This window comes from Pantoea sp. CCBC3-3-1 (assembly GCF_007981265.1).
Lineage (GTDB): Bacteria > Pseudomonadota > Gammaproteobacteria > Enterobacterales > Enterobacteriaceae > Erwinia.
On record NZ_CP034363.1, the window covers coordinates 4,059,900 to 4,083,625 of the forward strand.

The following is a 23,726-nucleotide window of genomic DNA, read 5'->3' on the forward strand; positions in this document are numbered from 1 at the left end:
TGGCAAAATCAGCCGTTGATCATATAGCCCATCAAACGCTTAACGCCGTTTTCGTCCGTTTCGGCATAGACGCCTTGAAGTTCGGGCGAGAAGCCGGGCAGTAGATTCAGCCCCTCTTCCAGCGCAAGGAAATAGCGTTGCACCGCCCCGCCCCAAACTTCGCCGGGGACCACGCAAAGCACGCCCGGTGGATAAGGTAATGCGCCCTCTGCGGCGATCCGCCCTTGTGCTTCAGCGATCGGCACCAGTTCGACATTGCCGCGAATAAACTCCCGGTTTGCATCCTGAGGGTTCATTGCCACAGCTGGTAAACTTTCCTGGCGGAACATCGCTTTCTGCAAGTCCTTCACGCCGTGGCTGACGTAAAGCTGATGCATCTCCATGCAAAGGCGGCGTAGCGTATAACCTTCGTAACGCGCTGCATTCTTGCGGTAAATAGTGGGCAGCACATCGCGTAACAGCGCATCTTCCTTGATATGTTGTTCAAACTGCGCCAGTTTCGCCACCAAATGCGCCATTTTCTCCACGCTTTCTGCCGGGGTGAGCAGGAACAGAATCGAGTTAAGATCGCATTTCTCCGGCACTACGCCATTTTCGCGCAGATAGTTCGCCAGGATGGTGGCCGGAATACCAAACGACGCATACTGGCCGCTGGCGGCATCAATTCCCGGCGTCGTCAGCAGCAGCTTGCAGGGATCGATCAGATACTGATCCCGCTCGTAGCCAGCAAAACCGTGCCAGGCAGCACGAGGCGCAAAACTGAAATAGCGCGCGTCTGAGGCGATGGTTGCGGTTGGCGCATCCTGCCAGGGTTGCCCTTCTACCTCGTCAGGAATAAAAGGTTTGATCATCTCGCATTTGGCAAGGATCGCCTTACGCGCATCAATGCCTAACGTAACGCATTCGTGCCACAACCGGCGGCCCGCTTCGCCCTGATGCATTTTGGCATTCACGTCCAGCGCCGCGAACAGCGGATAAAACGGGCTGGTTGAAGCATGCAGCATAAAAGCATTATTGAGCCGCTTATGGCTGCAAAAACGCTGCTGACCACGAATGTGATTGTCTTTTTTGTGGATCTGCGAAGTCTGCGAGAAGCCCGCCTGCTGCTTGTGCACCGACTGCGTTACAAAAATACCGGGGTCGTTCTCGTTCAGCGTCAGCAACAGCGGCGAACAGGCTTCCATCACGGGAATAAACTGCTCGTACCCCACCCAGGCTGAATCAAACAGGATGTAGTCACACAGATGACCAATGCTGTCGATCACCTTACGCGCGTTATAAACCGTGCCGTCGTAGGTCCCGAGCTGGATAACGGCCAGACGGAAAGGACGTGCTTCCGTGACCCGCTCAGGCGCGACCTGGGCGATTTGCTGACGCAGATAAGCTTCATCAAAACAGTGGGCGTCAATACCGCCAATAAACCCAAACGGGTTACGTGCCGTTTCCAGATAAACAGGCGTCGCGCCAGCCTGAATCAATGCGCCGTGATGATTCGATTTATGGTTATTACGGTCAAACAGCACCAGATCGCCACGCGTCAGCAGCGCATTCGTCACCACTTTATTGGCGCTGGACGTGCCGTTCAGCACAAAATAGGTTTTGTCGGCGTTAAATACTTTGGCCGCAAATTTTTGCGCATCCTTGGCCGATCCTTCGTGGATCAGCAGATCGCCTAATTTGACGTCGGCGTTGCACATATCGGCACGAAAAACGTTCTCACCGAAGAAATCATAAAACTGACGGCCGGCCGGATGCTTTTTGAAGAACGCGCCGCCCTGATGGCCCGGACAGGCAAAAGTACTGTTATCCATCGCCACATATTTAGTTAGCGTCTCGAAAAATGGCGGTAACAGGCCGGACTGATAGTGTGAGGCAGCCGCTTCCAGCCTGGCGGCATCATCCGCTTCACCGGTCAATAAACCCGTCACCTCGGGTAAATCCTGCGCCTGGTCAGCGTCATCCAGGGCAATAAAGACCGGCAGATTAAACCCGGTGTGGCGCAGCAGAGCCAGCATGCCGCTGCGTGAGTCTGCAACGGAGACGACCACCGCCGCCACATCAGTAAAATCGGTTTTTTCCAGCGTGACGACTTCGCGCCCGGTCTGGAGATGGATGGCCACAGTGGTGCTGGCTGCAATTTTCAAAGGTGTCATAGCACTAATCCAAAACAAGGATGAGTGGGTGCCAGAGGCACAGCAATGGGAAAAGGCTACGGCCCTCGCCCGGCGAAGGTGTCAGGGTTTTCAGCAGATGGAGTCCGGCTTCAACCGATAGACATCAGTAAAATCAGATCGCGTCTGTTTTTACGCATGGCCAACAGTAAAGCGTATAAAAACCCTCACCGCATGGCGGGAGAATTTTTTGACGGAATGTGACAAGCGGATCGGCGGCACGACATCGAGTGATGTTGGTGACAGACGCTTTGCAGCTGTGACCTTTTCATGGCGGCGACCTCAGAAGATGGATGATGATAAACGGCCGCAATAATGGCATCTTTTTTTTTCAGGTTCAATATAGAGAGTGCATCAAACTGCAAGCGCCCTTTTTATCTTATCTTTCATTTTCAATAAGTTAACCAATTACTGGTGGTATCAAAAGGTTATATTTCCGTTGCCTATGCATTTGTTATGCAAAGCTATTCAATCAGAAAGCTGTTGATAAGCGCCGTATCTGCCAGGCCGTGTTACCTGGTTGAAAAGCAATCAGGAGAGGTAAGAAAACTGTTTATTTTGCCGACAACTGCTGAAAAAGAGTGCAATCAGTTCGCTTTCCTGCATAAAGCCGTTGACGATTTTAAGCGACTACGGTTTAATGCGCCTCGTTGCCCGGATAGCTCAGTCGGTAGAGCAGGGGATTGAAAATCCCCGTGTCGGTGGTTCGATTCCGCCTCCGGGCACCACTATTCGAAGCACGCTGGTCAGAGGTGAGAAAACTGACGGGCGTTTAACGGGAGTGGTACTTGTTGATGTTGATCCTCACATCAGCATACATCAAGAAGTTACCCTCTCGATCAGGGAGCCTGCTGCTAACAGGCTCCCTTTTCTCGATCACCGTGAATAATTACAATGACGTGACTGAATGTCAACCATTGTAAAACATCTCTTCAGCCTTGTCGGTGTAAAGCGCCATTTCCTTTTCCAGCGCCTGGCTCACAATATCCATACTGATATCAACATATTCCATTGTTGTACTCACGTTGCGGTGTCCTAGCAACCCCTTAACCAGCTGCAGATTTCGTTCAGGCGAGCTCATCAGTGTCGTGGCAAGGGTGTGCCTGAACCGGTGGGGAGAAACATCAAACCCGCACTCTTTTGACAGCCTGCGAAAAAACGAGCGTAACGGTTGCAGCGATGGTTTTTCCGAAAGAGACGCCCTTTCTGCAGGCGAAGAGACAAACCGCTCATAGTGAAAGAGCGAATCATTATTGCCGGCACCGCAGTCCCTTGCACGCTGAAGCAACGCTTCCAGTCTCGGTCGTAAATGACTGACAACGGGAACCCGCCATTCCCGGTACGTTTTACTGCCTTCCGCTCTTAATTCAATCCACCCATCGTCAAGAGACACATCTTTTAGACGTATATGGAGCAGTTGATTTTGCCGCATACCGGTGTAACGCAACGTGTCCAGGACAGTCAGCCAGTACCATACTGGCCTCAGAGCGCATTTAGACTCGGTTCTGGGCTCAGAAGCAAATTGCTGCATAGTTAGCCAGATTTTTATCATCTGGTTTTTTGTTAGCGTTTTTTTACGCTTCTTGTCCTGTTTGACCGATACACCATTGAAGGGATTTTTACTTAAGTTCGTCAGTTGAGAAGTGATGGCAAAATTATACAGGGCACGCATATGGCTGACCTTATTGTTCCAGGTATGTGCAGAAAGGCACTGCTTCTTGAGCACACGCCTTCGCCACTCAAGCACATCGCGACTGGTTATGCCGTAAGGCGGACAGGCTTCCCCAATATGCTTCCTGAAACCACGAACAACCTTCTTATAACTCCACTCGGTATCTTCGCGCAGCGATTTACAGAAAAAGTACTCATCCATAAGTTCCTGCCAGAGCCAGTCAGCACTATTTTCGTTCATTTTTTCCATTCCTCTCTTAGTAACAGTAACGCACCAGATGTCAGACCGACGTTGTGGTCAGGGAAACAAAATGAACTGACTGTCCTGAGGGATGGTCTCTCTGTATACCCGCCTGCTTTTCACCAGGTAGCCTTTTACCCGTTTGAACCTCCCGGCCTTGTCGGGTGTATCGTAAAGCTGAGCAAAATAAAATCTCCTGTTATCACGACGCTTATGCAGGTTAAGTCGCTCAAAAGAAGCCTGAATGCTTTCCCGTTGAATAGTCGAACCAGTGGCCTTAAGGTAGTCGAAAAAGATACCGGGGACGGGTAAAAAGACATAGCCGGCAATAACATGGGTTTTGTCTGCTTTACCATTAAAACTAATATCTCCCAGATTGAGTCCCTCCCGGAGCCAGTCAAAAAACTGTTCTCCTTCCGCTACGTCAGTACCGGAGACTGCTACGGGTACGGAATCTGATCTTTCATCACATTTGTTAACAATTTCAACCTGAGAATAGTCCGAGTTTCCTTTTGCAGACGGTTCCTTTTCATTTGCGGGGTCTTCTTTCTTTTCAAGGGGTTCTGACGATTGCTGTTCCTCTGCAATCACAACGCACACGTCTGCCTGTACCTCACCTTCATTTTCTGAAGCTATAGCATCTCCTGACATTTCGAAAAGAGACAGGAGAGCATCAGCATCATCTTCAGAGGGCAGAGAGTCAGAGCCAGTACTTTTTACGATTTCGCTTAAAGCACTTTCTTCTTCGTTTTCTTCGCGGCTTTTAACTGGTGAGTCACTAAGCTGAGTGGGGTTATCAATACCTGTGGCAAGTGAAAAAATCTCAGGGGAAGATGGATCAGTTGCCCCGCGCAGAGCTGTTTGTTCAGATAAAATATCTGTAGGTAAAACCGTAGCGCCCCCCTCATTTGAAAGGGCTGTATTTTCTGGAATTTCACCTGTATTAGAACTTAAAATTTCCGCAGGTTTCCTCTCCATCAGAGGAGACTCTGTTTTCTCAGCTGCTTGTTTCATCAGGCTTCGGATCAACGGCATTGCCGGATGCTGGTTCCATAAGGACCCGGCAAGATTTCCCAGAGCTTTGGGATTTTCTGCCAGCCAGCCTGTCGCTTCCGCTGGCATAAGTTGTCCGGCTGCCAGCGCTGCAAAAGCTGAGGAGTTGTCAGCTTCCCGGAAGCGGAATCGATAAGGCGAGTCCGGAACGGTTATTCCCGGAAGCCAGCTTTTACCATCAAGCAGCTCCCCCTCCAGAGACGCCAGGAGCGGCAAATGCCAGAACAGTGCAGACCAGAAAATGACCGCATTCCACATCACGTTTTGCTCTGCCTGCTCTTCTGGCGCAGCTCCGGGTGGAAACATGTATCCTTTGGCCAGTCTGACCGCACAGGTTGTGAACTGCAGCGTAAGGTCCCCGAAGCCGTCTGACTGCGACCACCTTCCCTGCTGTGTTGCCGGCACATTCTGTACCCTGGCCAGTAAGCCATGCAGTGGCGTTATATAAAACCGGTGATAAACATCCGCCGGAAGTGAGCTGTTTTCCCATATTTGTCGCAGGCAGGTTTTTCTCAATGGGCTACAGCACAGCGTATCGACCGTACGCGGAGTGTGGTAGCCGGCAGGTGTGACAACGGATACATGATGTACTGGTTCCGGTTCACCTTTTGAAAACAGAAACCTCAGAGTCCTGATTCTGTCGCGCATGATTTTCTCCTGGTATAGGGCTGCCCAGTGTTGTGACACTCCCCGCGCTTCACCATAAAAAACCAGTTACTCATTCTCAGAAGTTTTTCCCGTTACTTCGTGCCTGTCGGCGCTCTCTCCATTTCCGGACGGTACGGTTTCATGCGTCGTCTCGCGGTTTTTCCCGCCTTCATCGCTCAGCCAGCGCATCAACTCGTTAAGCACAAGCGTTCTTCTGGCCCGGGTGACAGCCACGTACAGCAGGTTAGTCTCATCCTGCCGCTCATCCTGCGAAAGAAGCGGGTCGGTAATGTCAGTAAAATCCTCACTCAGCATCACCACCGGCCATTCGAGCCCTTTGCTGCGGTGTGCGGTTGAAACCGTGACCTGAGCCTCTTTTTCATGAGTGACGACCTGACGGCGCATAATGGCCAGCTTTTGAGGGAGCGGGAAAAAGTCATCGAGCAGGCGAATAGCCTGGTTCATCTCCACGTCCTGCGTGGCTTTGGCTATCGAGCAGTACTCGTCAAAATCCCGGTAGTCCCGGCTGAGGCGCGGGGACTGCATCTTTTCAGGCATATCGGCGGAGAACCAGTACAGATCCTCAAGCTCTTCGGTCTTGTAGCCTTCAATCCCGCCGACCCAGAAGACCTTTTTCTCCATGAGACTTGCCGTTAAAGCACTCCCAATCACACCGGATACCGTCCGGCTCAGTACAGCAATGTGCTCAGTTCCCTCCGGAATTCGGGTCACCACACTGTCTTCACCCCCGTTGCCTTTTACCTGTTTATCTTCTCCGGCACGGTCCAGCAGGATGTTGGCCATACGCGCGACCTCAGGGCCAAAACGAAAACTCGCCGTCAGCCACAATTTGTCTGCCTGCGCCAGCTGAGGGGCATTGAGCGCGTTATCCGCCCCGCGAAACCGGTAAATCTGCTGGTAACGATCGCCGACCAAGATGACCCGGCAGGGCTGATTCAGTACAAACGCACTGGTCACCGGATTGGCGTCCTGCGCCTCATCGAAGAGGATGGTGTCCCAGCGTTTTGACAGGTCAGGATGAGAGAGCTGGAACAGTTTAAGGTAGGTGTCGTGCGTGACGGGAAAGGTTGAATCAATACGGCTCATTTCATACCAGAGGATTTGGATTGCCCCCAGAATTTTACCTGCATCGAGACCGTGGCGATCATCCTCAGACGGCAGATGTATCAGCCCCGGCTCGGGGTCAGCACTGCAGAGGAACATGTTCAGCCCGCTGAGCGCCAGCCGCGCCAGCGGCCAGTGCCGGGTATTGAGCTTGCGGGCCACATCCGTAATGCGCAGACTTGCTGTCAGCCTTTCACGGAAGTGTTTGCCAAAGCGGGGCCACGCCAGCTGATGCGATGTTTTACACTCAACGTTATATGGAAATTTGCGTTCAGCTTCATCCCTCACAGCGCGATTATAGGCGAGGTAAAGCATTTTACTTCCCGGGTTGGCTTCGGCATAGCTCACTAAGGTGGAGGTTTTACCTGTTCCCGCAAAGGCGTTTACTACAAGCTGTGTACCTTGCCATTGTACAACAGCATTCTGCGCTTGAGTCGTATTCCAGGCCATAGCAGTCTCCAGAGATGTTAAAATCTCGGTTTACTGTGACCAAGGTATGCACAGATATCGATTTTAAATTCAAAATCAAAAAAATATAATTTGCAGAACAACTATATTTCTGAATCGTGGAGTGAAACACGTTTCGTAGTTAACTGACCATACATGATGATGTAATGATACCTACATAATTTTCTCTCATACAGCAATAATCAATTTAAACGAGGTTGGCATGCTCAGTGAAGATGATAAAAATGAAATAGTTAGTCAAATTTCTTCTTATATAGCAAAGTACGAAAAAGGAGATAAAGGTGACGCCTATGGATTTTCGGGACATACTTTTTTCTCTCAGCTTAAAGACAGTTATAATAAGAATAAAAAGATCGAACTTGAAAATATTGCTCATATATTGGCTAACATATCCATGATAGCCTTGATACCTAGAAGTAGAAATGCGCCCTTAACACATGCAATAACGCTACATGACAGACGATCGTACTCTCCTTTTGATTTGGTTAAAGATGATATAAATATCATTAACTACGTATTATCATTGTTAAATACCAGTGTATTTAAATCTAAACTGTGTGAAACAGTTCTCATGTTAGAATCACCGCGACGATATGATTTAGTGGAGACTATTTTAGAGGGATATCTCTCGCACCCTATTATAGATGAAACTTGGTTTAGCTTAGTTGAACCGTTATACGAGAGATCGATAGTGCTTTCTAGGCAATTTGGCAAGAAGTCAGCTATTAACACTATTGAAAAAAGAGTTGAAGATTATATAAGGTCACACACTCCGGGGAATTTAGGGGTATCGTTCAGCCTTTTTTCTCTCATAAAAGACTTCGGTTTGTTTTACCGAAAATCAAAAAGTTTAGAAGAGATAGCTCATATAATCGTTAATCATGGAAATTATTCTAAGGAGAATGGAGATTTTGATTTTGCTGAAAGATTATTTTTCATTTCAGCTTGATTTTTTAAAGTTCTCAAAAAGGACTATGAACATAGAAACGCCATTTTCGAAAGCGCTGAGTGTTTCTATCTACATGCAGAACAACAGGCTTCTAAAGAGTATCAAGGCAACCCTTTAGCTAGGCATTTTTATGAAAATGCTTTGGAAAGATATCGTCTTATACCGAAAAAATTTAGAGAGGAAATGGGAGTTAACTCTAAAATAGAAAGCGCCCTTAAGCTAATCAGAAAACATGGCATGTTGTCTTTGGAAGATATGCATACTTATCAAACCCCAGCAGTTGATATTGAGAATCTTGTTGATAATTCGATAGAGCACGTTAAAGGAAAATCAGATCTACAACAAGCTCTACTTTATTTTGTTAACTTTAAAATGATTGAATTAAATGAAATTTTAGATCAAGACGAAGAAAGGAAATTTAGGATATCCGATCTTTTTGGGTCAATACACATTTCAGGAGATGGGAGAGTAATTGGCCGTACAAAGCCAAAAGTAGAAGGCGATGAGGGTATTAATGAAGAAATAATGAGATCATTCGACATTTCATTGAAACTTATCGTCGCAGGCCAGATTATACCCGCAATTAATCAGCTTAATAAAGAATATAACCTCCCGCATAAATTTTTTAGCGAACTGTGTTGTCATTCCAAGTTAATTCCTCAGGAAAGAATTGAATTAACATCAAGGGGTCTATATTTAGGATTTGAATTCCGTTTCGCTGAGGCAATCCATCTCATCTCTCCACAGGTAGAATTCTTGGTCAGAAATGTACTCAAGAGAGCAGGAATCATTACAAGTATTAATGAAGGCGGTGTGGAAAATGAGATTGGATTAAGTTCGTTATTAGATAAACCTCAGTCAGCTGAAATATTTGGCGAAGATCTTCATTTTAACTTACGTGCTATCTTTACGGATCCTATAGGAGCGAACCTCCGAAATTATGTGGCATATGGCTTACTTGATGACAATGCTGCCAACAGTGATGCCGTAGTATATGCATGGTGGCTTTATCTCAGGATTATTGTTATGTCCTTGACTCCCATGCCTATGATAAATTTGGTAATTACTCAAGATATAATATAGCCTGTTTAAAATTGCTTGTAACATAAAACCGGCCATAATGGCCGGTTTAGTTAGATTATAAATCAGGCAGCATTGCCAGTGAAAGTTTCAAGCCGCATTATCCAGTTTCCCAGGTAATGCCCCGGCGTATGAAGTACCCTTCTTCGCTCGTCCGCTAGGGTGTTACCTACCACTACTTCTCCGGCGATCCCACTCAGGGATAACTGTATGTAAGCCATACCGGCCGCAAGCGGATCGATATCTGTCGCGGATACCCACAGATACCGGTGCGGTGGCCAGCCCGCTTTTCGCAGAACATCGGCAAATGCCAGCACCATGCAACCTGCACCACAGGCAGGTTCACTCAGCGTGATAAAGGGTTTGTCCCGGAACAGCGTTTCAGTGTCGCCCAGCTGCATGGCCGCCATCATTCTGGCCACATCCCAGGGCGTGAAAAACTGCCCCCGGTATTTGTCACCCAGCTCCAGCTGCATGAAGACGCGCCCCAGGAAGTCCCCGGACGCTTCACCCAGCCCGTTAACAACGTGGGCCAGCAGCTGCGCCATGCGCGTGACGTCCTCCTTCTCGTATCCACGAACTATACGCAAATACTTCTGCTCCCGCGCCTCACTGAAGCAAAGCCGGTTTTCCAGCGCGATGACGCTGCAGCTGATGAAGTCTTCGAACACTTTAAACCGGTGATGATACCGGGCCGTCTGACTGAACAACTTAACAAAGGCTTTTTCGTGGTTAATCATGCCAGGCATGCGTCTTCTCCATAAAAAAAGGGAGCACGCACCCTGACCAGGGGACGTGTCCCCTGAGGGTAAAAAGCCACGGCATTGCCGTGGCTGGGTTAACGGAGGAGCAGGCTTTTACCCCCGGACCTCACGATAAGATCCTGCTTCCTGAGCCGGTAACGCCGGCTCATCGCTGACGAGATAAAGCACCTGACCGGGCTGAGACGCGCCGGCCGCACCTTTGTATCCATCGACATGTTCACCGCCGTCATAGCAGTCGTAACCGCTGAGCCCGCTCACGGGCTCGCTGTAGCTGTGACGCACCTCGCAGTCAAGTACCGCAGCAATTTCCCCGACAACCTCACCTGACGGCGGGAGCCAGGGCGTATCCATCTGCAGCGTAAGACTGTTTGGCTTATGGCGCTGCCAGTTGACATTGTGCCCGGCCGGCCACTCCATGCCGTACTGCCGGCAGTAGAGGCTGGTTGTGGTCGATACGCCTGACATCAGCCCCCCGGAACCGTTCAGCTCTGCTGCCAGCCGGGTGGGTATGACGGCCAGCATATCGCAGGGCTGGGAGCGTTCAGGATACTGGCTGAGCCGCTCCCAGGCAGTTGCGGCATCAGACTCATCGCCGGCACTGACCAGACCAGTCGGTATACTGTCTGGCAATCAGCTCCGCCATAACCTCACGTGCCGGGCCGGGAATATTCTCCCATTTCAGCGCGCCCAGACCTGACTGGTGATACAGCCGGTCAATGGCCCGGATGGTTTCCGCATCGAGGACGGCATCCTTCAGCAACAATGCCAGCCAGCTTTCAAACGCCTGGTTGGCCGCAGTGGAAAGCCCTGTGCCTGCACGGACCAGCCCCTGACAGGGCGGATACGACGTGGTCCGCACCGGCTTGAGTATCCCCGCCGCGCCGGCCAGAAACAGCTGTATGCTCTGCTGCACGGCGTGGCGGTGACGCGGTACGTCAGTTCCGTTTATCCACTGCAGCATGACATCGATGCAGACGGATTTACCGGTGATTTCCAGGCGGTTATGACACCATTCGGACATAGTGAATACTCCTCTTTCATAAAAAAAAGAGGACACAGCCCGTGAGGAGCGGTGTCCTCACGGGACGGCGACAGTTACGGAATAACCGCCACCGGATAAGTTAATTACGCCGCCACAGCCTGACTTTCAGGCTGTGCCAGCAAATATTCCGACGCTTCCCGCGCATGCCGGCAGGCGCGGAACAGGGCCTTTTTGTCAGATTTCAGCACCTTCAGCCAGTGGTCCACATAGCTGTCGTGCTGAACCTCACCGAATACCCCGAGTTGGGCACACAAAAACGCGCTGCCCATTTCGGCGATGAGCTCCTCAAAGGCATACACCGGGTCCCCGAACTTGCGGGATGAGGAGGTTATCCCCTCCCGGTTAAGTCGCTTCGCATGACCGGTACTGTGTACCAGTTCATGTAGCAGCGTGGACCAGCAGTCCGCCTCCGTAAAAAACTGCTCAGCCACCGGCATCACAATTTCATCCGTCAGCGGGCGGTAATAAGCCCGGTTCTGAGGCAGCATCCGGTGTTTAACCCCTGTGGCGTTAAACATCCGGATCACCCTGTTCATCACGTCCGGGCTGAGTATGCCGTCCTCATCCACCGTCGGCGGTTGCTCAGGTGAAGCCGCAACCTCTGCCGGCAACCCCTCACACTGCTCAGCGTTGAACAGCTGCAGGGGTTTAAGCATCGGCACGGTTTCCATCAGCGGTTTACCGTCACTGTCATAAAGGCGGTTGCCTTCGCGATCCTCCGCCTGCTTCGTCCAGTCCTTATAAACCACCGCCAGGGTGGCTTTCTCACCCTTACGCACCTGCCCGCCAGCCTGCTGCGCCTGCCGGTAAGTCATCCAGCGGTTATTGCGAAAACCCTGCTCGTCCGCTGACATCCAGAGAAGCAGGACATTCACGCCGCTGTAGTGACGTCCGGTTGTGGCATTCAGGGGCAGACCGGCCAGACCGCTGCCGGCAGCCACGCGCCACGGCTTACGCCAGGGCGCGACTCCGTTTTCCAGCGCGACAACAATGCGGTCGGTGATCTGACGATAAAGGTCAGTCTGTTTTGCCGGACGGCGGGCCGCCTTGTGTGAAGTCGTTTTTTTCATGAGATATACCTTTAATCAGAGGCATACCCCTGCGTCGGCGGGCGCAGAGATACGCCCGTCGACGGGAAATTCAGAAGTCAGTTACCATGCGGCATAAAACCACAGGTATTCATGTTCAAAGTCAAAATCACTGAGCAGGCTTTCCAGCCTGTCACGCAGGGTGAAAACGTACTGCAGCCGGCGCTGAAGAAGCGGATTATCCTCATTACCCTCTGTAAATGTCGCAATCGCACAGTCCAACCTCTCTTTCAGTTGCTGAATATGCTCGCGTGACAGTTCCAGACAGGTCGCGTTTTCCACCTCACCGACATGCTTATCCACCCAGGTAATCAGTGAAAAATCGCGGCTCAGTTCACACACCGGATGATACGGTGCCGGTACTGCGACGATCTGCCTGTGCTGGCTGTAGAGAAAAATATCCAGTCCCATACGGGCCTCCTTCGGTTCAGAAAGAGGCAGGAACCTTTCCGGCAGCAAAAGTCCCTGCCGGGGTGAGTTAACGTCCGGTTATTCGCAGCGCCCCCTGCGGGGTCACCTGCGATAACCTGGCCTGCAGCCTGCCACAGGCGTTCAGAAAGGTTTGATGATCTTCAGGCTTCGCCCGCTTACAACTGATGAAGGCCGCCTGCGTCAGCAGACGCACGGCGTTTTCACGCCAGCGGCAGAGTTCATCAGGCCCGACACAGGCACTGAAGTGACAGACTGCACTCGCCAAAAGCTGATCGGCTTTCTGGCGGTACTGCGCGACTTTCACCCGGTCAGTCGCTGCGGTGAGCACCTGTATCTGTGTGTCGGTAATCAGGATCCTCAGGTCCGTCCTGCCGGACAGTACAGAGGTGGCTACCGCGTCGCTTATCGACAGTGATTCAATGAAATCATCGCCGCCGGCAAGCAGGCGTGCCATGTCGTACCAGTCCTCATTTTTCTGAGGGTGACACCCTGCGGCATACGCAATACGCGGCACCGGATCGTTGCCCTGCCAGGCACCGGTGGCCGGCATAAGATAAACACCCTCATCCTTTGCCAGATGAAGCTGGCCTCCCTGCATGCGGGCGGTCAGCAGGACGTTCGTCAGGTCTTTATTGTCGAAAAAAAGCATGAGGCTCTCCTGTAAAAACGGGAGAGCCGCTCCGTCCGGAGTCATCTCTCCCGACGGGGTTAAAGTCATTACTGTTTAAAACGAGTCAGATTTTTCCGCGACCCGCTTCAGTTCGTACAGATGGAATTCCGCCAGCACAAAGGCATTCCAGTCCTCATTGCTCAGCACCCGCTCACCACCGGAGAGCAGCTGCAGCAGCAGGGAATCAAACGCGCCCTCGCCTACCGGTGTTTTCAGTACCGGCTGAGGCGCGGTCAGCGTCGGCTGCTCAGGCAGGCCGAGATGTTGTTCAATCCAGCGTAACGGTAACGCCCAGCTGCGACCCTCGTCTGAAGAATGTATCCGGAAGCTGTCCGGACACAGGTTATGCAGCAGGACCATCACAATGCGTGCAAAGAAATCGCAGGGCTGATGCTGAAAATCCAGCTCCTGGATACTCAGCGTATTGCGGTTGCGCTCACGCTCAATGGTCATGTTGACTGGCCAGACACTGCCGCCTGTGTCGCCACAAAACGCCATGACATCAGCAACCGGAAACAGGTCAGCTGCGCGATTAAGCGACGGCAGATACGTATTCCCCGGACGCAGACGCACCGGCAGTTGCCAGAAAGTTTCTGTGACGGCCAGAACGAAAGCATGCCAGTGTCGCAACGGAACCGTGCTGACATGTTCGATGGTGTAGACAACCGACATGGAAGCCGGCGAAGAAAACAGGTTTTTCATCGATAAATCCTCCGCGAATAAAAAAGGGGGGATTTATCCCCCGGACGGGAGTAAATTCCCGTCAGGGTGCGTTCTGTCTGTCTGATTAAATCATTTCGAGGGCCGCGATAGCTTTGTCACCACAAGCTTCATCCTGCCCACGGGTCACAGCCTGCTCCCAGAAAGGCCGGTTAATTTCTTTACCGAGACTGTCCAGCGCGCAGAGAAGTTCTCTGGCAGTGGCAGGCAGCGGCGGGATATCACCGTCCCTGAGAAAACAGACAAACCAGCCATAAGCTGTGCCGGCGTTAATGATGGCATCTTCCAGATACGTCAGTTCACTGGGTTCATCCCGGTCCGTATGAAGATCGAGACGCTGAAATGCCCTGATGCTCAGGAGTTCACTCTCAAGCAGGCAAAGCCAGCTGAGTGTATCCAGTGGTGTTTTAAGCGTATAAACGTCTGCGTACATGGGTATATCCTCAGGTAAATAACGGGATACTCCCTCCGACGGAGAGATATCCCCGTCAGGGTCCACAACATTTGCTGACTGAAATTATCAGCCGTTCAGTTCAGTGCTTATGAATCAGACTGCTGATATGAGAATACCCTCCGGAAAGAAAACGATAGCGCAGGTATGCCAGATGCTGTGCCTGACGGCAGGCATAGAGGTATGCGTTTCGACGACCTGTTATTCTCTCAGGAAAGGAAACCGGCAGGCGGTGAAATACATAGTCAGCGCGGTGGCAACCTGTACGAACGGTAAGAAAGACGTTAACGCCCTGGTCTTTAACAGAAGTGATATGCGCACGGACGGCATAATTGCCCGAACCGTTGACATACCAGCTGCTGTTGCGATGCAGATAAATGAAAGATTTTAATCTCCGGACAGCTGCGTCAGCAGACTGCTGAAGTTGAGTAAGAAGGTGTTCAGGGAAAACCGCAGAAGAGATGACAGACATGGTGTTTCTCCATAAAAAAGGGAAACACCTACCCGACCGGGAAGTGTTTCCCGTCGGGGAGTCAGAAAAAAAAACATTCTGACTGTCGAATAAGTTGAAATGACCTCAGTCACTGTTCAGTGATATCCGTTTCCAGAGGTTAAACGGATTTACCACCCGAAGGTATCCTCTCTCAGGCTGCGAGGATTTTCCGGTCACCCGAAGGTGTTTCTCTCAGACCGGTAAAACGTTGGCTGGCAGTCACCCGAAGGCGCTCCTCTCAGACTGCCGGAGCATTAGCTGGTTGCATGTAGCAACAAGTAAGCCTGTCTATTTTCAGAGCAAATATTGATGATGTCAACCTAGGTCAGGCACAGAATGCCAGATGAGTAAAACAGGTGTATGGGATGTAATGCGAAGTAGACAAGGACCTTAACCGCAGGGGTCTCTGTTTTCAAAGGTTAAACAGATTTGTTACCGCCCGAAAGCGCCATCTCTCAGGTAATGATGACATTGGCGTGTGATTACCCGAAGGCGTTCCTCTCAAATCACCGGAACATTGGCAGTTGTCGCAAAGACAACAGTTAGCAAAAACATCGTACTGCAGGATTAAAAAGTCGGCAAGCTTTCAAATCCCTACTAAACCATCAAGACCACAAACCTTGCTTATATATTCCCGTCCGGTTCAGATGAAGTAAGTTGAATTAGTGATGAAAACCGTAGGGATGGGGCGCCTTAGGATGCTTAGGGGAATTTCATTGGTTTACTCCATGTTTAAGCCAGCGCTGGAAGCCACTACAGGTGGTAGCCTGGCGATTCACAATAATGTATCAAGGTCATCATACAAGAGGCGGGGGAACTGATGGCCTGAGCAATACGCTGAATTTTCATGATTTTCTTCTGCGTCACTTTTTTGCTTTAAGCGTGCCTCGCAGGAGAGTCGATGCGTGTTAGGCGTGACTACGATGGTTGCATGGACTAATGAGATATCTGAAAAAATAAAAGCTTCATATCATCAAACGTAAATTTAACGTTACAGCTGGTGAGGGTGATATCGAAAAAATAATTCAAACTCAACAGAATAATTTGTTAAATAAGAAAAATTAATCATATGCCGCAAATGATTAAAAAGTTTATAAGCCCGAATAGTAGCCACAAAGCAAATTATAATCTTGCAGAAAAAAAAGAAACATAAAATCTACAACCAGAAATACGGATTTAACAGGATTAACCTCTTATCGACCACATTAGGCCCCAGAGGTGCGTATTGTCTATATGCATAAAATGAAATTACATATGCCATATCCGACAAACGAAATCAGGTGAGCAACAATGGATGCAAAGATAGCGGAAAAACAGGGAGATAGTGGTCTTCTTGCATTGATCGGTAACACTCCCACAATAAGTGTTCTCAGAGACCTCTACCCTAAAGCTGATGTGAGAATCAAACTTGAATCATTTAACCCCGGCGGTTCAATAAAAGACCGCGTGGCGCATAAAATCATTCATGATGCTGAAAGCCGACGACTTATCACTCCAGGCGATGAACTGGTCGAGGCAACATCCGGAAATACAGGTATAGGTATCGCCTGGATAGGACGCCTCAAAGGCTACAGGGTCACAATAATAACGCACGATAAAATCAGTCAGGAAAAACTGGCGCTTCTTAAGTTTCATGGCGCAAACGTTATTATTATGTCTTCTGAAACCCCTGCAGATTCTGAAGATCACTATGTTAAAGCGGCCAGGCGCTATGCATCACAGAAGGGCCGTTTCTTTTGCGATCAGTTTTATAATCAGTCAAATATTGAGGCCCACTATCACAGTACTGCGCCTGAACTCTGGTTGCAGGGCGGCAGAAACGCAGACATCGTTATCTGCGGTGTCGGTTCCGGTGGCACACTGGTCGGATTAAACCGTTATTTTCGTGAACGGGGAAGCAGGACAAAATTCGTTGTCGCCGATCCGCACGGCTCTCTATATCACTCTTACTTCAGCGGAAGTACCTATATGCCTTCTTCATGGCAGGTGGAAGGAATTGGCTCTAATTTTATTCCTGGCATCCTCAACAAGGAAGTAGCAGATGAGGTTTACTCCGTGAACGACGCAGAATCATTTTCTGCATACGGATTAATCAGGCGGAAGTACGCCCTGGATATCGGGTTATCCAGCGGTGCAGTTGTCTCTACAGCAATGAAAATCCTTGAAAGAGAACCCGATAAAAAAATCATGTGTATCTCTCCAGATTCAGGGGAGCGCTATCTTTCCAAACTGCAGCAGGATTAATTAAATGGAATTATGTAACATTATCCGTGACTTCAGTGCCAGTACACAGACGCCATTTTATATTTACAGTGAGCCAGAAATTGATTGTGTCATAACGGCTCTGAAAGAATGCTTTAGAGAAAAGGAATATTCATTTCTTTATGCAGTTAAAGCGAACTCTAATCCCCATATTATTAAGTTACTGGGTACTTCGGGATTTGGAGCGGATGCTTGCTCTGTTGAAGAAATCAGGATCGCTTTGATGTCAGGCATCCCGCCGGAAAGTATTTATTACAACGCTGACTGTCTGATGCCGTATGAAATTTATATGGCGGTGCAGGCTGGGGTGAATATTACCATTGGCTCGATGGATGCGCTGCGCATTATAACTGATAATCACCCCGGCACCTCTGTCAGCCTGAGGATTAATTCAGGTGTGGGTGCTGGTCACTCAGCGAAAGTTATTACAAATGGAGAGCTTTCTAAATTTGGCATACAGCCCTCAGAACTTTGCGAGGCAGAAGCGCTGTGCAGGGAAGCGTCCGTGACTATAGACGGTCTGCATTCACACACCGGTTCGGGTGAGATGGATGCGGCGAATTATATCGAAAATGCCGGTATCATGGCAGAACTGGCTAAGGGTTTCTCTTCGCTAAAGTTCATCAATTTTGGTGGAGGATTTGGCTATGATTACGTCAAGCATAAGCCTTATGACATCAGTGCCATACATTCATCCCTCAATGAGTTACGATCCACATACGACATTAACAGCGATATCCGGTTTATCATTGAACCTGGGAGATATATGGTTGCGGGTGCCGGTATATTAATCAGCCAGGTCACCTCCGTAAAACGGACTTCTTCAAGGAATTTTATCGGGCTTGATACTGGTCACAATCATTTTCCCCGCTGCTTTTTATACGATGCCTGGCATGATATTGAGAACATGTCAGCCAGCCAGACAGCACAGGAAACCTATGATATAGCGGGTTACCTCTGCCAGTCCGGTGACATATTTGCCCGGCAAAGGACGCTCCCTCTGACCAATGTTGGAGATTTAATGTGTATTAAAGATACGGGTGCCTACGGGTTCTCTATGAGTTCTAATTTCAACTCACGCGTTCGGCCTCCGGAATATCTCCTGCGTAAAAACGGAGATATCACGTTGATCCGCCGCGCTGAAACTTTCAACGATATCATTTCAACCTGTGTTCTGGACTAAGTTATGTACCTAGCGTTTGTTAATCTCTTTCCGATCCTTATCGCCTTTATTCTGGGTTTCAACTTCACACGTTTTTATTCCCAACTCAGTATCGGAGCATTTGAAAAAATCTCTAATGCGTGCCTGTATGCCTTGCTCATACTGATGGGAATAACCGTCGGACTTATCCCGGGGATCATGGACAAGCTCAGTCTCGTCGGGATTAATGCTCTGTGCATTGCCACTGCATCTTCACTCTCGATAGCTGTAGTGTTAAAGATTTTTCATCTGCGGACGCGTTCAGAGAGCGGAGAGCAGAAGCCGCTTGATTCAGGGCAGGCCGCAGCTTTCGATATCATGGGGTATATCAAAGATCCGCTGCTTCTGGCGGGACTGGTTATTATCGGATTTGTGGCCGGATTCTACAGGCTCATCCCTGATGTTAACTACGATCCACTTATCTCCTGGCTGTTGTATCTGCTGATATTCGTTATTGCCGTCAAGCTTTCTTACTCTGGCCTGAATCTCAGAGAAATATTTTTCAACAGAACCAATATTGTGATGACATGTTTCACTGTACTGGCATCCTACATAGGTGCAGCTGCCGTGTCAGTGTTCCTGCCACTTTCATTTACACACAGCCTGGCAGTAAGCTCTGGTTTTGGATGGTACACGCTCTCCGGTATTCTGTTCACAAAAATGGGGGATCCGCTTTTAGGCTCGGTTGCATTTCTGTGTGATCTTTTTCGTGAGGCCATTGCCCTCCTACTCATACCAACGTTATCGCGAATTGGAAACGGGAATATTGCGATCGGTGTTGCCGGTGCTACTGCCATGGATGTTACCCTTCCTATCATTGAGAAGCACTGTGGCGTCTCTTACGTTCCAGTAGCCTTACTGTCGGGCGGAATTATTACCATCATTGTTCCATTCCTGATCCCGTTTTTTTATTCTCTATGAGCTTAATATTATGTTAACCACAAGAAGACTGTTTGATGAAAAGCCATATGACCACGAGTTTGAGGCAACCATTACTTACATTGGTGATGACCATCTCGTGCTTGACCAGACACTGTTTTATCCACTTTCAGGGAATCAGGATTATGACATCGGATTCATTGAAGGCCGTCAGGTTAATGCGGTACATGTTGATGATGTAGGAGAAAGCCGACTGGATTTCACTGCGCCTATAAAGCATTACCTGGCAGTAGATGGTCTGGAAATAGGGCAGAAAATAAGCGGAAAGATTGATAGCGTTCGCAGGCTGAATACCATGCGCCTTCATACGGCTAGTCACCTGATTGAATATTTCCTGAGTAAAACTCCAGATTTTCTTTCCGTTGAGGGGTCTTTCGTGAATGGCCTCAAAGATCGCACTGACTACATACTGGCGAACAATCTTGATCCAAAATCTCTTGCCGTTCTTGAGCTGGAAGTTAACGATTTCATCAATCAGGCGCATCCGATAGAATTTCAATTTCAGGATGACATGCGAATCTGGTGTTGCGCAGGTATAACAATGCCTTGTTGCGGTACACACGTCTCAAATACGATAGAGGTGGGACAGATTAAAATCTCACGTAAAAACAAAGGAAAGGGTGTAAACCGGATAGAAACTCAGCTGTTATAATTTCTGGTCAGTAGGTGCACCAAAAAAATCTTTTGCACCCTCAAATTGTCTTCCGGCGGTTTCAGGGTGCTCTCAAATTGATAAGGGGGTTGAGGTCCAACGGAACGAAAACGTACGTTAGTGAAGTAACTAACTGATAAATATAAACATAACAAGCATGAGAATACCCGGTAAATAGCATTTAACAGGCCCTGATGTCTACCAATCGATTTTTTATACGCTTATTTTTTTCTTATCGTACGTTTCCGTACGGTTGGCCCTCGAACCCTGTTAGCAGCACGACCACTTCTCTACCGGACAAACCCCAAGAAGAATGCAGGCCCGGCCTCAAGAAATTATTTATTCGGCTACCGAAGACACTTATGACATAAAAATATACTCTTCCAGTACTTATAACCTTATGGTCAGGGAAATGGGACTAAGATTTCGAAAATCAATAAGCATCATGCCGGGAGTCAGGCTAAACCTCAGTGGTTCCGGTGCGAGCATGAGCGTGGGGCCGCGAGGTGCATCTGTGTCGTTCGGTAAGAGAGGAACATACGCAAACTTTGGTCTGCCAGGTACCGGCCTTAGCTACCGGACACGGCTGGACCGGGCAAGTTCTTCAAGCAGACAGAGAGCACAGCAAGCCGAAGCTAATGCCCAGCTGCGTGATGAGCTTGAGAGGGAAGTTGAGGCGCTAAACAGCGCCGTTGATGCCATCATTAATATCCATTTGCTGACGCCTGACCCCAGAACCGGGCATACATACTCTGAGTTACTTAATTATTATCGTGAACTGGCACTCAAGCCATATGCAGTACCAGCTCCTGTTCGCCCCGATAAACCACTCCCGTTGTCTGAACCACCTCGGCCGGACGATGATCATGGTCGTGGTTTCATTGGCAGAGTGTTCGAGTCTGCAGATGCCCGTCAGGAGCGGCAGCGTCTGAATCTGGAAAGGTGGCAACTTGAAGTCGAAATGTGCCAGCAAGAAAATGCGCTTACCCTGAAACGTTACCAGACAGCGCGGCAGCTCTGGGCAGAACAATATTCTCACTGGCAGTATGACGCAGCTGAACACGATAAAAAGATTCAACATACGGCTGAAGATATCGACCGTCGTTTTGCAGCTGACAGTGGGTATTTTGAATCTTTGTTAACTGAGGTGCTTCAGGCAACCGACTGGCCCCGTGAAACATTGGTGGCCTTCCAGGTTGAACCAGAACGCTCTGTCATCATGATCGAAATCGACTGTCCTGAGGTTGAAGATATGCCGACCTCGACGGTTCGATTAAATGCTAAGGGAACGGAGATTCTGGAAAAAGAAATTTCGCAGAAGGCAGTCCGGGAAAGATACGCGCTACACGTACACGGTATTCTGATGAGGGTAGCCGGTATGGCATTCTGTGCCCTTCCCTTTGAGAAAGTCGTTATTAGCGGTTACACGCAGCGTATAAGCAAGCAAAGTGGCTTTCTGGAGGATGAGTATATTGTTTCTGCAAGAATCAACAGACGAGATTTTGAGGCATTGAATTTCAACAATCTGGAGTGCGTCAATCCGGTTGAGGCTTTTGAACGCTTTGAAGTGCAAAGACGAATGAACTCGACATATCTCTTCCAGTCCATCACGCCTTTGAGTGCTTAACAAAACCGGCCATCTGGCCGGTTTCGCATTATTCAGCGGCAGATCCCCTCTCTGCGTGCTGCATCTAACCACTCTCTGAACTCAACTAGCAACTGGTCATAGAGGTATTCATCGCTCAGCCGCTCGTAATTATCGATCGGGAAAAAGTGGGTGTTATCGACCGGACGTCCGCTAAGGTTGTCGAGTTTTTCCAGAATCCCGTAATTGTTGCCCCCCAGACCAACGAATTTGAAGAATATCGGGCAACCAGAAGATTCGACGATCTTCTCTTTAATTTCACGGGTCTTGTTTATGCCACCATCAGTGATGAACACGACATAAACCGGTAACGTTGAATTCCTGAACTCACGAATGATATCAGCCAGCACTGGTGGCTCATTGTTGGTGCCGCCCAACCCAGGCAATATTTCCCACATACCTTTCTTGCCGTTTTTCTGAACCCGTTCAATGTAACCATCCAAATTGTCGAGGGTCACATCTTCATACCGTTTGTGTTTTTCGGCAAAGCCCCAGACCGGCATTGAACCATCATCATCGAACTGGACAGCCAGAGCTGCAATCCTTTCTAAAACTTTCTGCACATTGCCTTTCTTGAACTGCGCGGTCATTGACCCGGATGCATCCAGTACAAAGGCAACCTGGGCTTTTACGTCTGAGAGACGATGCTTTTCCAGACTGACGCGTATGGGTTTCGCCAGGCTGACCAGTGCCGGTGCCTTCGCCAGCTTTTTCTCCAGGCTGACAGTCGTATTTGAGGCTGGAACAGGAGCTGCAGATGGAGCTGGCTCAGGGCTTGCGACATCCACCCCAAAGTGAAGAGCCAGCGGATGCAGACCACCATCAAATCCCTGACCTACAGCGCGAATTTTGAATTGCCCATTGTGGCGATAGATATGAGCTACGATCAGCGCTTTCTCACTTCTTCCCTGCAGCGGCACGTTAAATGTATGGCCGTCGACGGTCATTTTGAGCTGATCAAGTCCATCCAGTGTATCCGGACCGTCAATCACAACGGTCAGGGCAATTTTGGAAACAGATGAGGGAAGAGTGGACAGATTGACAGCAAAGAAGGTATCACCCTGCTCAGAGCGCATAGTAACGCTTTTATTCGCGTTGCTGTTATTGTTGAAGAAGAGCATATCTTCATCTGCATGCGTTTTATCATTTTCTCTCAGGAGAAAAGCCGATGCATCTAAGTCGCTGCGAAATGTTGTCTTCTGAGTATAGGAGAGGCGAACCTCTATCTGGCTGGCACTAATAACAGTATTCTGACCGGGTAAAAGATCCATATTAATCCCCATTAATCACGTTACACCTGCCAACACAGGCAAAAAAAAGCCCCTTCAAAATGGAAGAGGCTGATACAGAGTTTTTATTTAGACGCTGACGCCATGCTGTGAAGCCAGAGCGGACAGGCCACCCGCAAACCCCTGGCCTACGGCTTTGAACTTCCACTCACCGTTGTGGCGATACAGTTCGCCGAATACCATTGCTGTTTCGGTGCTGGCATCTTCAGACAGGTCGTAACGCGCGATTTCCGCATTGTTGTCTTCGTTCACGATGCGGATGTAAGCGTTAGATACCATGCCGAAGTTTTGCTTACGGGCTTCAGCGTCATAGATGGTGACGGCAAAGACCGCTTTCTGAACGTCAGCCGGTACAGTAGCCAGGGAGATTTTAACCTGTTCATCATCACCCTCGCCTTCACCAGTACGGTTGTCACCCTGGTGAACGACAGAGCCGTCAGGGCTTTTCGCATTGTTGAAGAAAACGAAATGCTGATCACTCAGCACTTTCCGTCTGCGCCAACCAGGAATACAGAGGCATCCAGATCGAATGCCTGACCATCAGTCACACGAGAGGTCCCAGCCAAGACCTGCGATTGCTTTGGTCATGGTTGGTGCTTCTTTGGACAGGTTTACGTTACCGCCTTTCGTCAGGTTAACTGCCATGTTTAATTCCTCATTGCTTTAGGCTAA

Annotated in this window: 19 protein-coding genes, 1 tRNA gene and 2 pseudogenes; 8 read left to right on the plus strand and 14 right to left on the minus strand. The window is 49.3% G+C overall.

Annotated elements, in window-relative coordinates; genetic code table 11:
* Nucleotides 1-8 precede the first annotated feature (8 nt).
* Nucleotides 9-2,153: an ornithine decarboxylase gene (locus EHV07_RS18910; RefSeq protein ID WP_147199711.1), complete on the minus strand. Its 2,145-nt coding sequence runs from the start codon at nt 2,151-2,153 to the stop codon at nt 9-11.
* A gap of 670 nt (nt 2,154-2,823) precedes the next feature.
* Here EHV07_RS18910 and EHV07_RS18915 point away from each other — a divergent pair.
* A tRNA-Phe gene (locus tag EHV07_RS18915) sits at nt 2,824-2,899 on the plus strand.
* A 182-nt stretch (nt 2,900-3,081) separates the two neighbouring features.
* Here the strand turns inward: EHV07_RS18915 and EHV07_RS18920 are convergent.
* From EHV07_RS18920 to EHV07_RS18930, 3 genes are all read right to left on the minus strand, one after another.
* Nucleotides 3,082-4,083 (minus strand): site-specific integrase, encoded by a 1,002-nt coding sequence (locus tag EHV07_RS18920; protein WP_147199712.1) that lies wholly within the window; start codon nt 4,081-4,083, stop codon nt 3,082-3,084.
* 57 nt (nt 4,084-4,140) lie between these two features.
* Nucleotides 4,141-5,784, minus strand: coding sequence for a TraI domain-containing protein (locus EHV07_RS18925; RefSeq protein ID WP_147199713.1), 1,644 nt, complete (start codon nt 5,782-5,784; stop codon nt 4,141-4,143).
* A 66-nt stretch (nt 5,785-5,850) separates the two neighbouring features.
* Nucleotides 5,851-7,359: a UvrD-helicase domain-containing protein gene (locus EHV07_RS18930; RefSeq protein WP_147199714.1), complete on the minus strand. Its 1,509-nt coding sequence runs from the start codon at nt 7,357-7,359 to the stop codon at nt 5,851-5,853.
* A 220-nt stretch (nt 7,360-7,579) separates the two neighbouring features.
* Here EHV07_RS18930 and EHV07_RS18935 point away from each other — a divergent pair, with 220 nt between their 5' ends.
* Nucleotides 7,580-8,326 carry a hypothetical protein gene (locus EHV07_RS18935; protein ID WP_147199715.1) on the plus strand — a complete coding sequence of 249 codons (747 nt, stop codon included), beginning with the start codon at nt 7,580-7,582 and terminating at the stop codon, nt 8,324-8,326.
* A 141-nt stretch (nt 8,327-8,467) separates the two neighbouring features.
* The gene (locus EHV07_RS18940) at nt 8,468-9,409 is read left to right on the plus strand and encodes a DUF4209 domain-containing protein (protein ID WP_147199716.1); all 942 of its coding nucleotides are present in this window, start codon (nt 8,468-8,470) and stop codon (nt 9,407-9,409) included.
* Nucleotides 9,410-9,471: 62 nt separating this feature from the next.
* On the opposite strand, the gene EHV07_RS18945 is transcribed toward EHV07_RS18940, so the two are convergent.
* The 8 genes and pseudogenes from EHV07_RS18945 to EHV07_RS24595 form a co-directional block, all read right to left on the minus strand.
* Nucleotides 9,472-10,155: an N-6 DNA methylase gene (locus EHV07_RS18945; RefSeq protein ID WP_147199717.1), complete on the minus strand. Its 684-nt coding sequence runs from the start codon at nt 10,153-10,155 to the stop codon at nt 9,472-9,474.
* A gap of 108 nt (nt 10,156-10,263) precedes the next feature.
* Nucleotides 10,264-11,191 (minus strand): annotated as a pseudogene (locus EHV07_RS18950) (DUF1281 domain-containing protein).
* 104 nt (nt 11,192-11,295) lie between these two features.
* Nucleotides 11,296-12,282, minus strand: coding sequence for an ArdC family protein (locus tag EHV07_RS18955; protein ID WP_147199718.1), 987 nt, complete (start codon nt 12,280-12,282; stop codon nt 11,296-11,298).
* 81 nt (nt 12,283-12,363) lie between these two features.
* Nucleotides 12,364-12,711: a hypothetical protein gene (locus EHV07_RS18960; protein WP_029591441.1), complete on the minus strand. Its 348-nt coding sequence runs from the start codon at nt 12,709-12,711 to the stop codon at nt 12,364-12,366.
* Between the two features lie 67 nt (nt 12,712-12,778).
* On the minus strand, nt 12,779-13,381 hold the full coding sequence (locus EHV07_RS18965; RefSeq protein ID WP_147199719.1) for a DUF3085 domain-containing protein: 603 nt from the start codon (nt 13,379-13,381) through the stop codon (nt 12,779-12,781).
* 75 nt (nt 13,382-13,456) lie between these two features.
* Nucleotides 13,457-14,104, minus strand: a complete 648-nt coding sequence (locus EHV07_RS18970) for a hypothetical protein (protein WP_147199720.1) — start codon at nt 14,102-14,104, stop codon at nt 13,457-13,459.
* An 85-nt stretch (nt 14,105-14,189) separates the two neighbouring features.
* Nucleotides 14,190-14,555 (minus strand): hypothetical protein, encoded by a 366-nt coding sequence (locus EHV07_RS18975; protein ID WP_147199721.1) that lies wholly within the window; start codon nt 14,553-14,555, stop codon nt 14,190-14,192.
* A gap of 100 nt (nt 14,556-14,655) precedes the next feature.
* Nucleotides 14,656-15,045, minus strand: coding sequence for a hypothetical protein (locus EHV07_RS24595; protein WP_168199649.1), 390 nt, complete (start codon nt 15,043-15,045; stop codon nt 14,656-14,658).
* Between the two features lie 1,311 nt (nt 15,046-16,356).
* Here EHV07_RS24595 and EHV07_RS18985 point away from each other — a divergent pair.
* The 5 genes from EHV07_RS18985 to EHV07_RS19005 all read left to right on the plus strand — a co-directional run bounded on the left by EHV07_RS18985 (nt 16,357) and on the right by EHV07_RS19005 (nt 21,747).
* Nucleotides 16,357-17,310 carry a PLP-dependent cysteine synthase family protein gene (locus EHV07_RS18985; RefSeq protein ID WP_147199722.1) on the plus strand — a complete coding sequence of 318 codons (954 nt, stop codon included), beginning with the start codon at nt 16,357-16,359 and terminating at the stop codon, nt 17,308-17,310.
* A 4-nt stretch (nt 17,311-17,314) separates the two neighbouring features.
* Nucleotides 17,315-18,511, plus strand: a complete 1,197-nt coding sequence (lysA, locus tag EHV07_RS18990; protein WP_147199723.1) for a diaminopimelate decarboxylase — start codon at nt 17,315-17,317, stop codon at nt 18,509-18,511.
* Nucleotides 18,512-18,514: 3 nt separating this feature from the next.
* Entirely contained in the window at nt 18,515-19,450 is a 936-nt protein-coding gene (locus EHV07_RS18995; RefSeq protein ID WP_147199724.1) for a lysine exporter LysO family protein, read from the plus strand.
* Between the two features lie 10 nt (nt 19,451-19,460).
* A complete protein-coding gene (locus tag EHV07_RS19000; RefSeq protein ID WP_147199725.1) occupies nt 19,461-20,120 on the plus strand; it encodes an alanyl-tRNA editing protein in 660 nt (219 codons plus the stop codon).
* 445 nt (nt 20,121-20,565) lie between these two features.
* Nucleotides 20,566-21,747, plus strand: a complete 1,182-nt coding sequence (locus tag EHV07_RS19005) for a DUF4236 domain-containing protein (protein WP_254446367.1) — start codon at nt 20,566-20,568, stop codon at nt 21,745-21,747.
* 32 nt (nt 21,748-21,779) lie between these two features.
* Here the strand turns inward: EHV07_RS19005 and EHV07_RS19010 are convergent, their stop codons facing one another.
* Entirely contained in the window at nt 21,780-23,036 is a 1,257-nt protein-coding gene (locus tag EHV07_RS19010; RefSeq protein WP_254446271.1) for a VWA domain-containing protein, read from the minus strand.
* Between the two features lie 87 nt (nt 23,037-23,123).
* A pseudogene (locus tag EHV07_RS19015) lies at nt 23,124-23,699 on the minus strand (TerD family protein).
* Nucleotides 23,700-23,726: the final 27 nt, after the last annotated feature.

Coding starts and splice junctions, on each gene's coding strand:
- EHV07_RS24595 (WP_168199649.1), bottom strand. CDS start 15,045: ATGTCTGTCATCTCTTCTGCGGTTTTCCCTGAACACCTTCTTACTCAA.
- EHV07_RS18985 (WP_147199722.1), top strand. CDS start 16,357: ATGGATGCAAAGATAGCGGAAAAACAGGGAGATAGTGGTCTTCTTGCA.
- EHV07_RS19005 (WP_254446367.1), top strand. CDS start 20,566: ATGCCGGGAGTCAGGCTAAACCTCAGTGGTTCCGGTGCGAGCATGAGC.
- EHV07_RS19000 (WP_147199725.1), top strand. CDS start 19,461: ATGTTAACCACAAGAAGACTGTTTGATGAAAAGCCATATGACCACGAG.
- EHV07_RS18970 (WP_147199720.1), bottom strand. CDS start 14,104: ATGAAAAACCTGTTTTCTTCGCCGGCTTCCATGTCGGTTGTCTACACC.
- EHV07_RS18955 (WP_147199718.1), bottom strand. CDS start 12,282: ATGAAAAAAACGACTTCACACAAGGCGGCCCGCCGTCCGGCAAAACAG.
- EHV07_RS18925 (WP_147199713.1), bottom strand. CDS start 5,784: ATGCGCGACAGAATCAGGACTCTGAGGTTTCTGTTTTCAAAAGGTGAA.
- EHV07_RS19010 (WP_254446271.1), bottom strand. CDS start 23,036: ATGGATCTTTTACCCGGTCAGAATACTGTTATTAGTGCCAGCCAGATA.
- EHV07_RS18910 (WP_147199711.1), bottom strand. CDS start 2,153: ATGACACCTTTGAAAATTGCAGCCAGCACCACTGTGGCCATCCATCTC.
- lysA (WP_147199723.1), top strand. CDS start 17,315: ATGGAATTATGTAACATTATCCGTGACTTCAGTGCCAGTACACAGACG.
- EHV07_RS18995 (WP_147199724.1), top strand. CDS start 18,515: ATGTACCTAGCGTTTGTTAATCTCTTTCCGATCCTTATCGCCTTTATT.
- EHV07_RS18935 (WP_147199715.1), top strand. CDS start 7,580: ATGCTCAGTGAAGATGATAAAAATGAAATAGTTAGTCAAATTTCTTCT.
- EHV07_RS18965 (WP_147199719.1), bottom strand. CDS start 13,381: ATGCTTTTTTTCGACAATAAAGACCTGACGAACGTCCTGCTGACCGCC.
- EHV07_RS18930 (WP_147199714.1), bottom strand. CDS start 7,359: ATGGCCTGGAATACGACTCAAGCGCAGAATGCTGTTGTACAATGGCAA.
- EHV07_RS18945 (WP_147199717.1), bottom strand. CDS start 10,155: ATGCCTGGCATGATTAACCACGAAAAAGCCTTTGTTAAGTTGTTCAGT.
- EHV07_RS18920 (WP_147199712.1), bottom strand. CDS start 4,083: ATGAACGAAAATAGTGCTGACTGGCTCTGGCAGGAACTTATGGATGAG.
- EHV07_RS18975 (WP_147199721.1), bottom strand. CDS start 14,555: ATGTACGCAGACGTTTATACGCTTAAAACACCACTGGATACACTCAGC.
- EHV07_RS18960 (WP_029591441.1), bottom strand. CDS start 12,711: ATGGGACTGGATATTTTTCTCTACAGCCAGCACAGGCAGATCGTCGCA.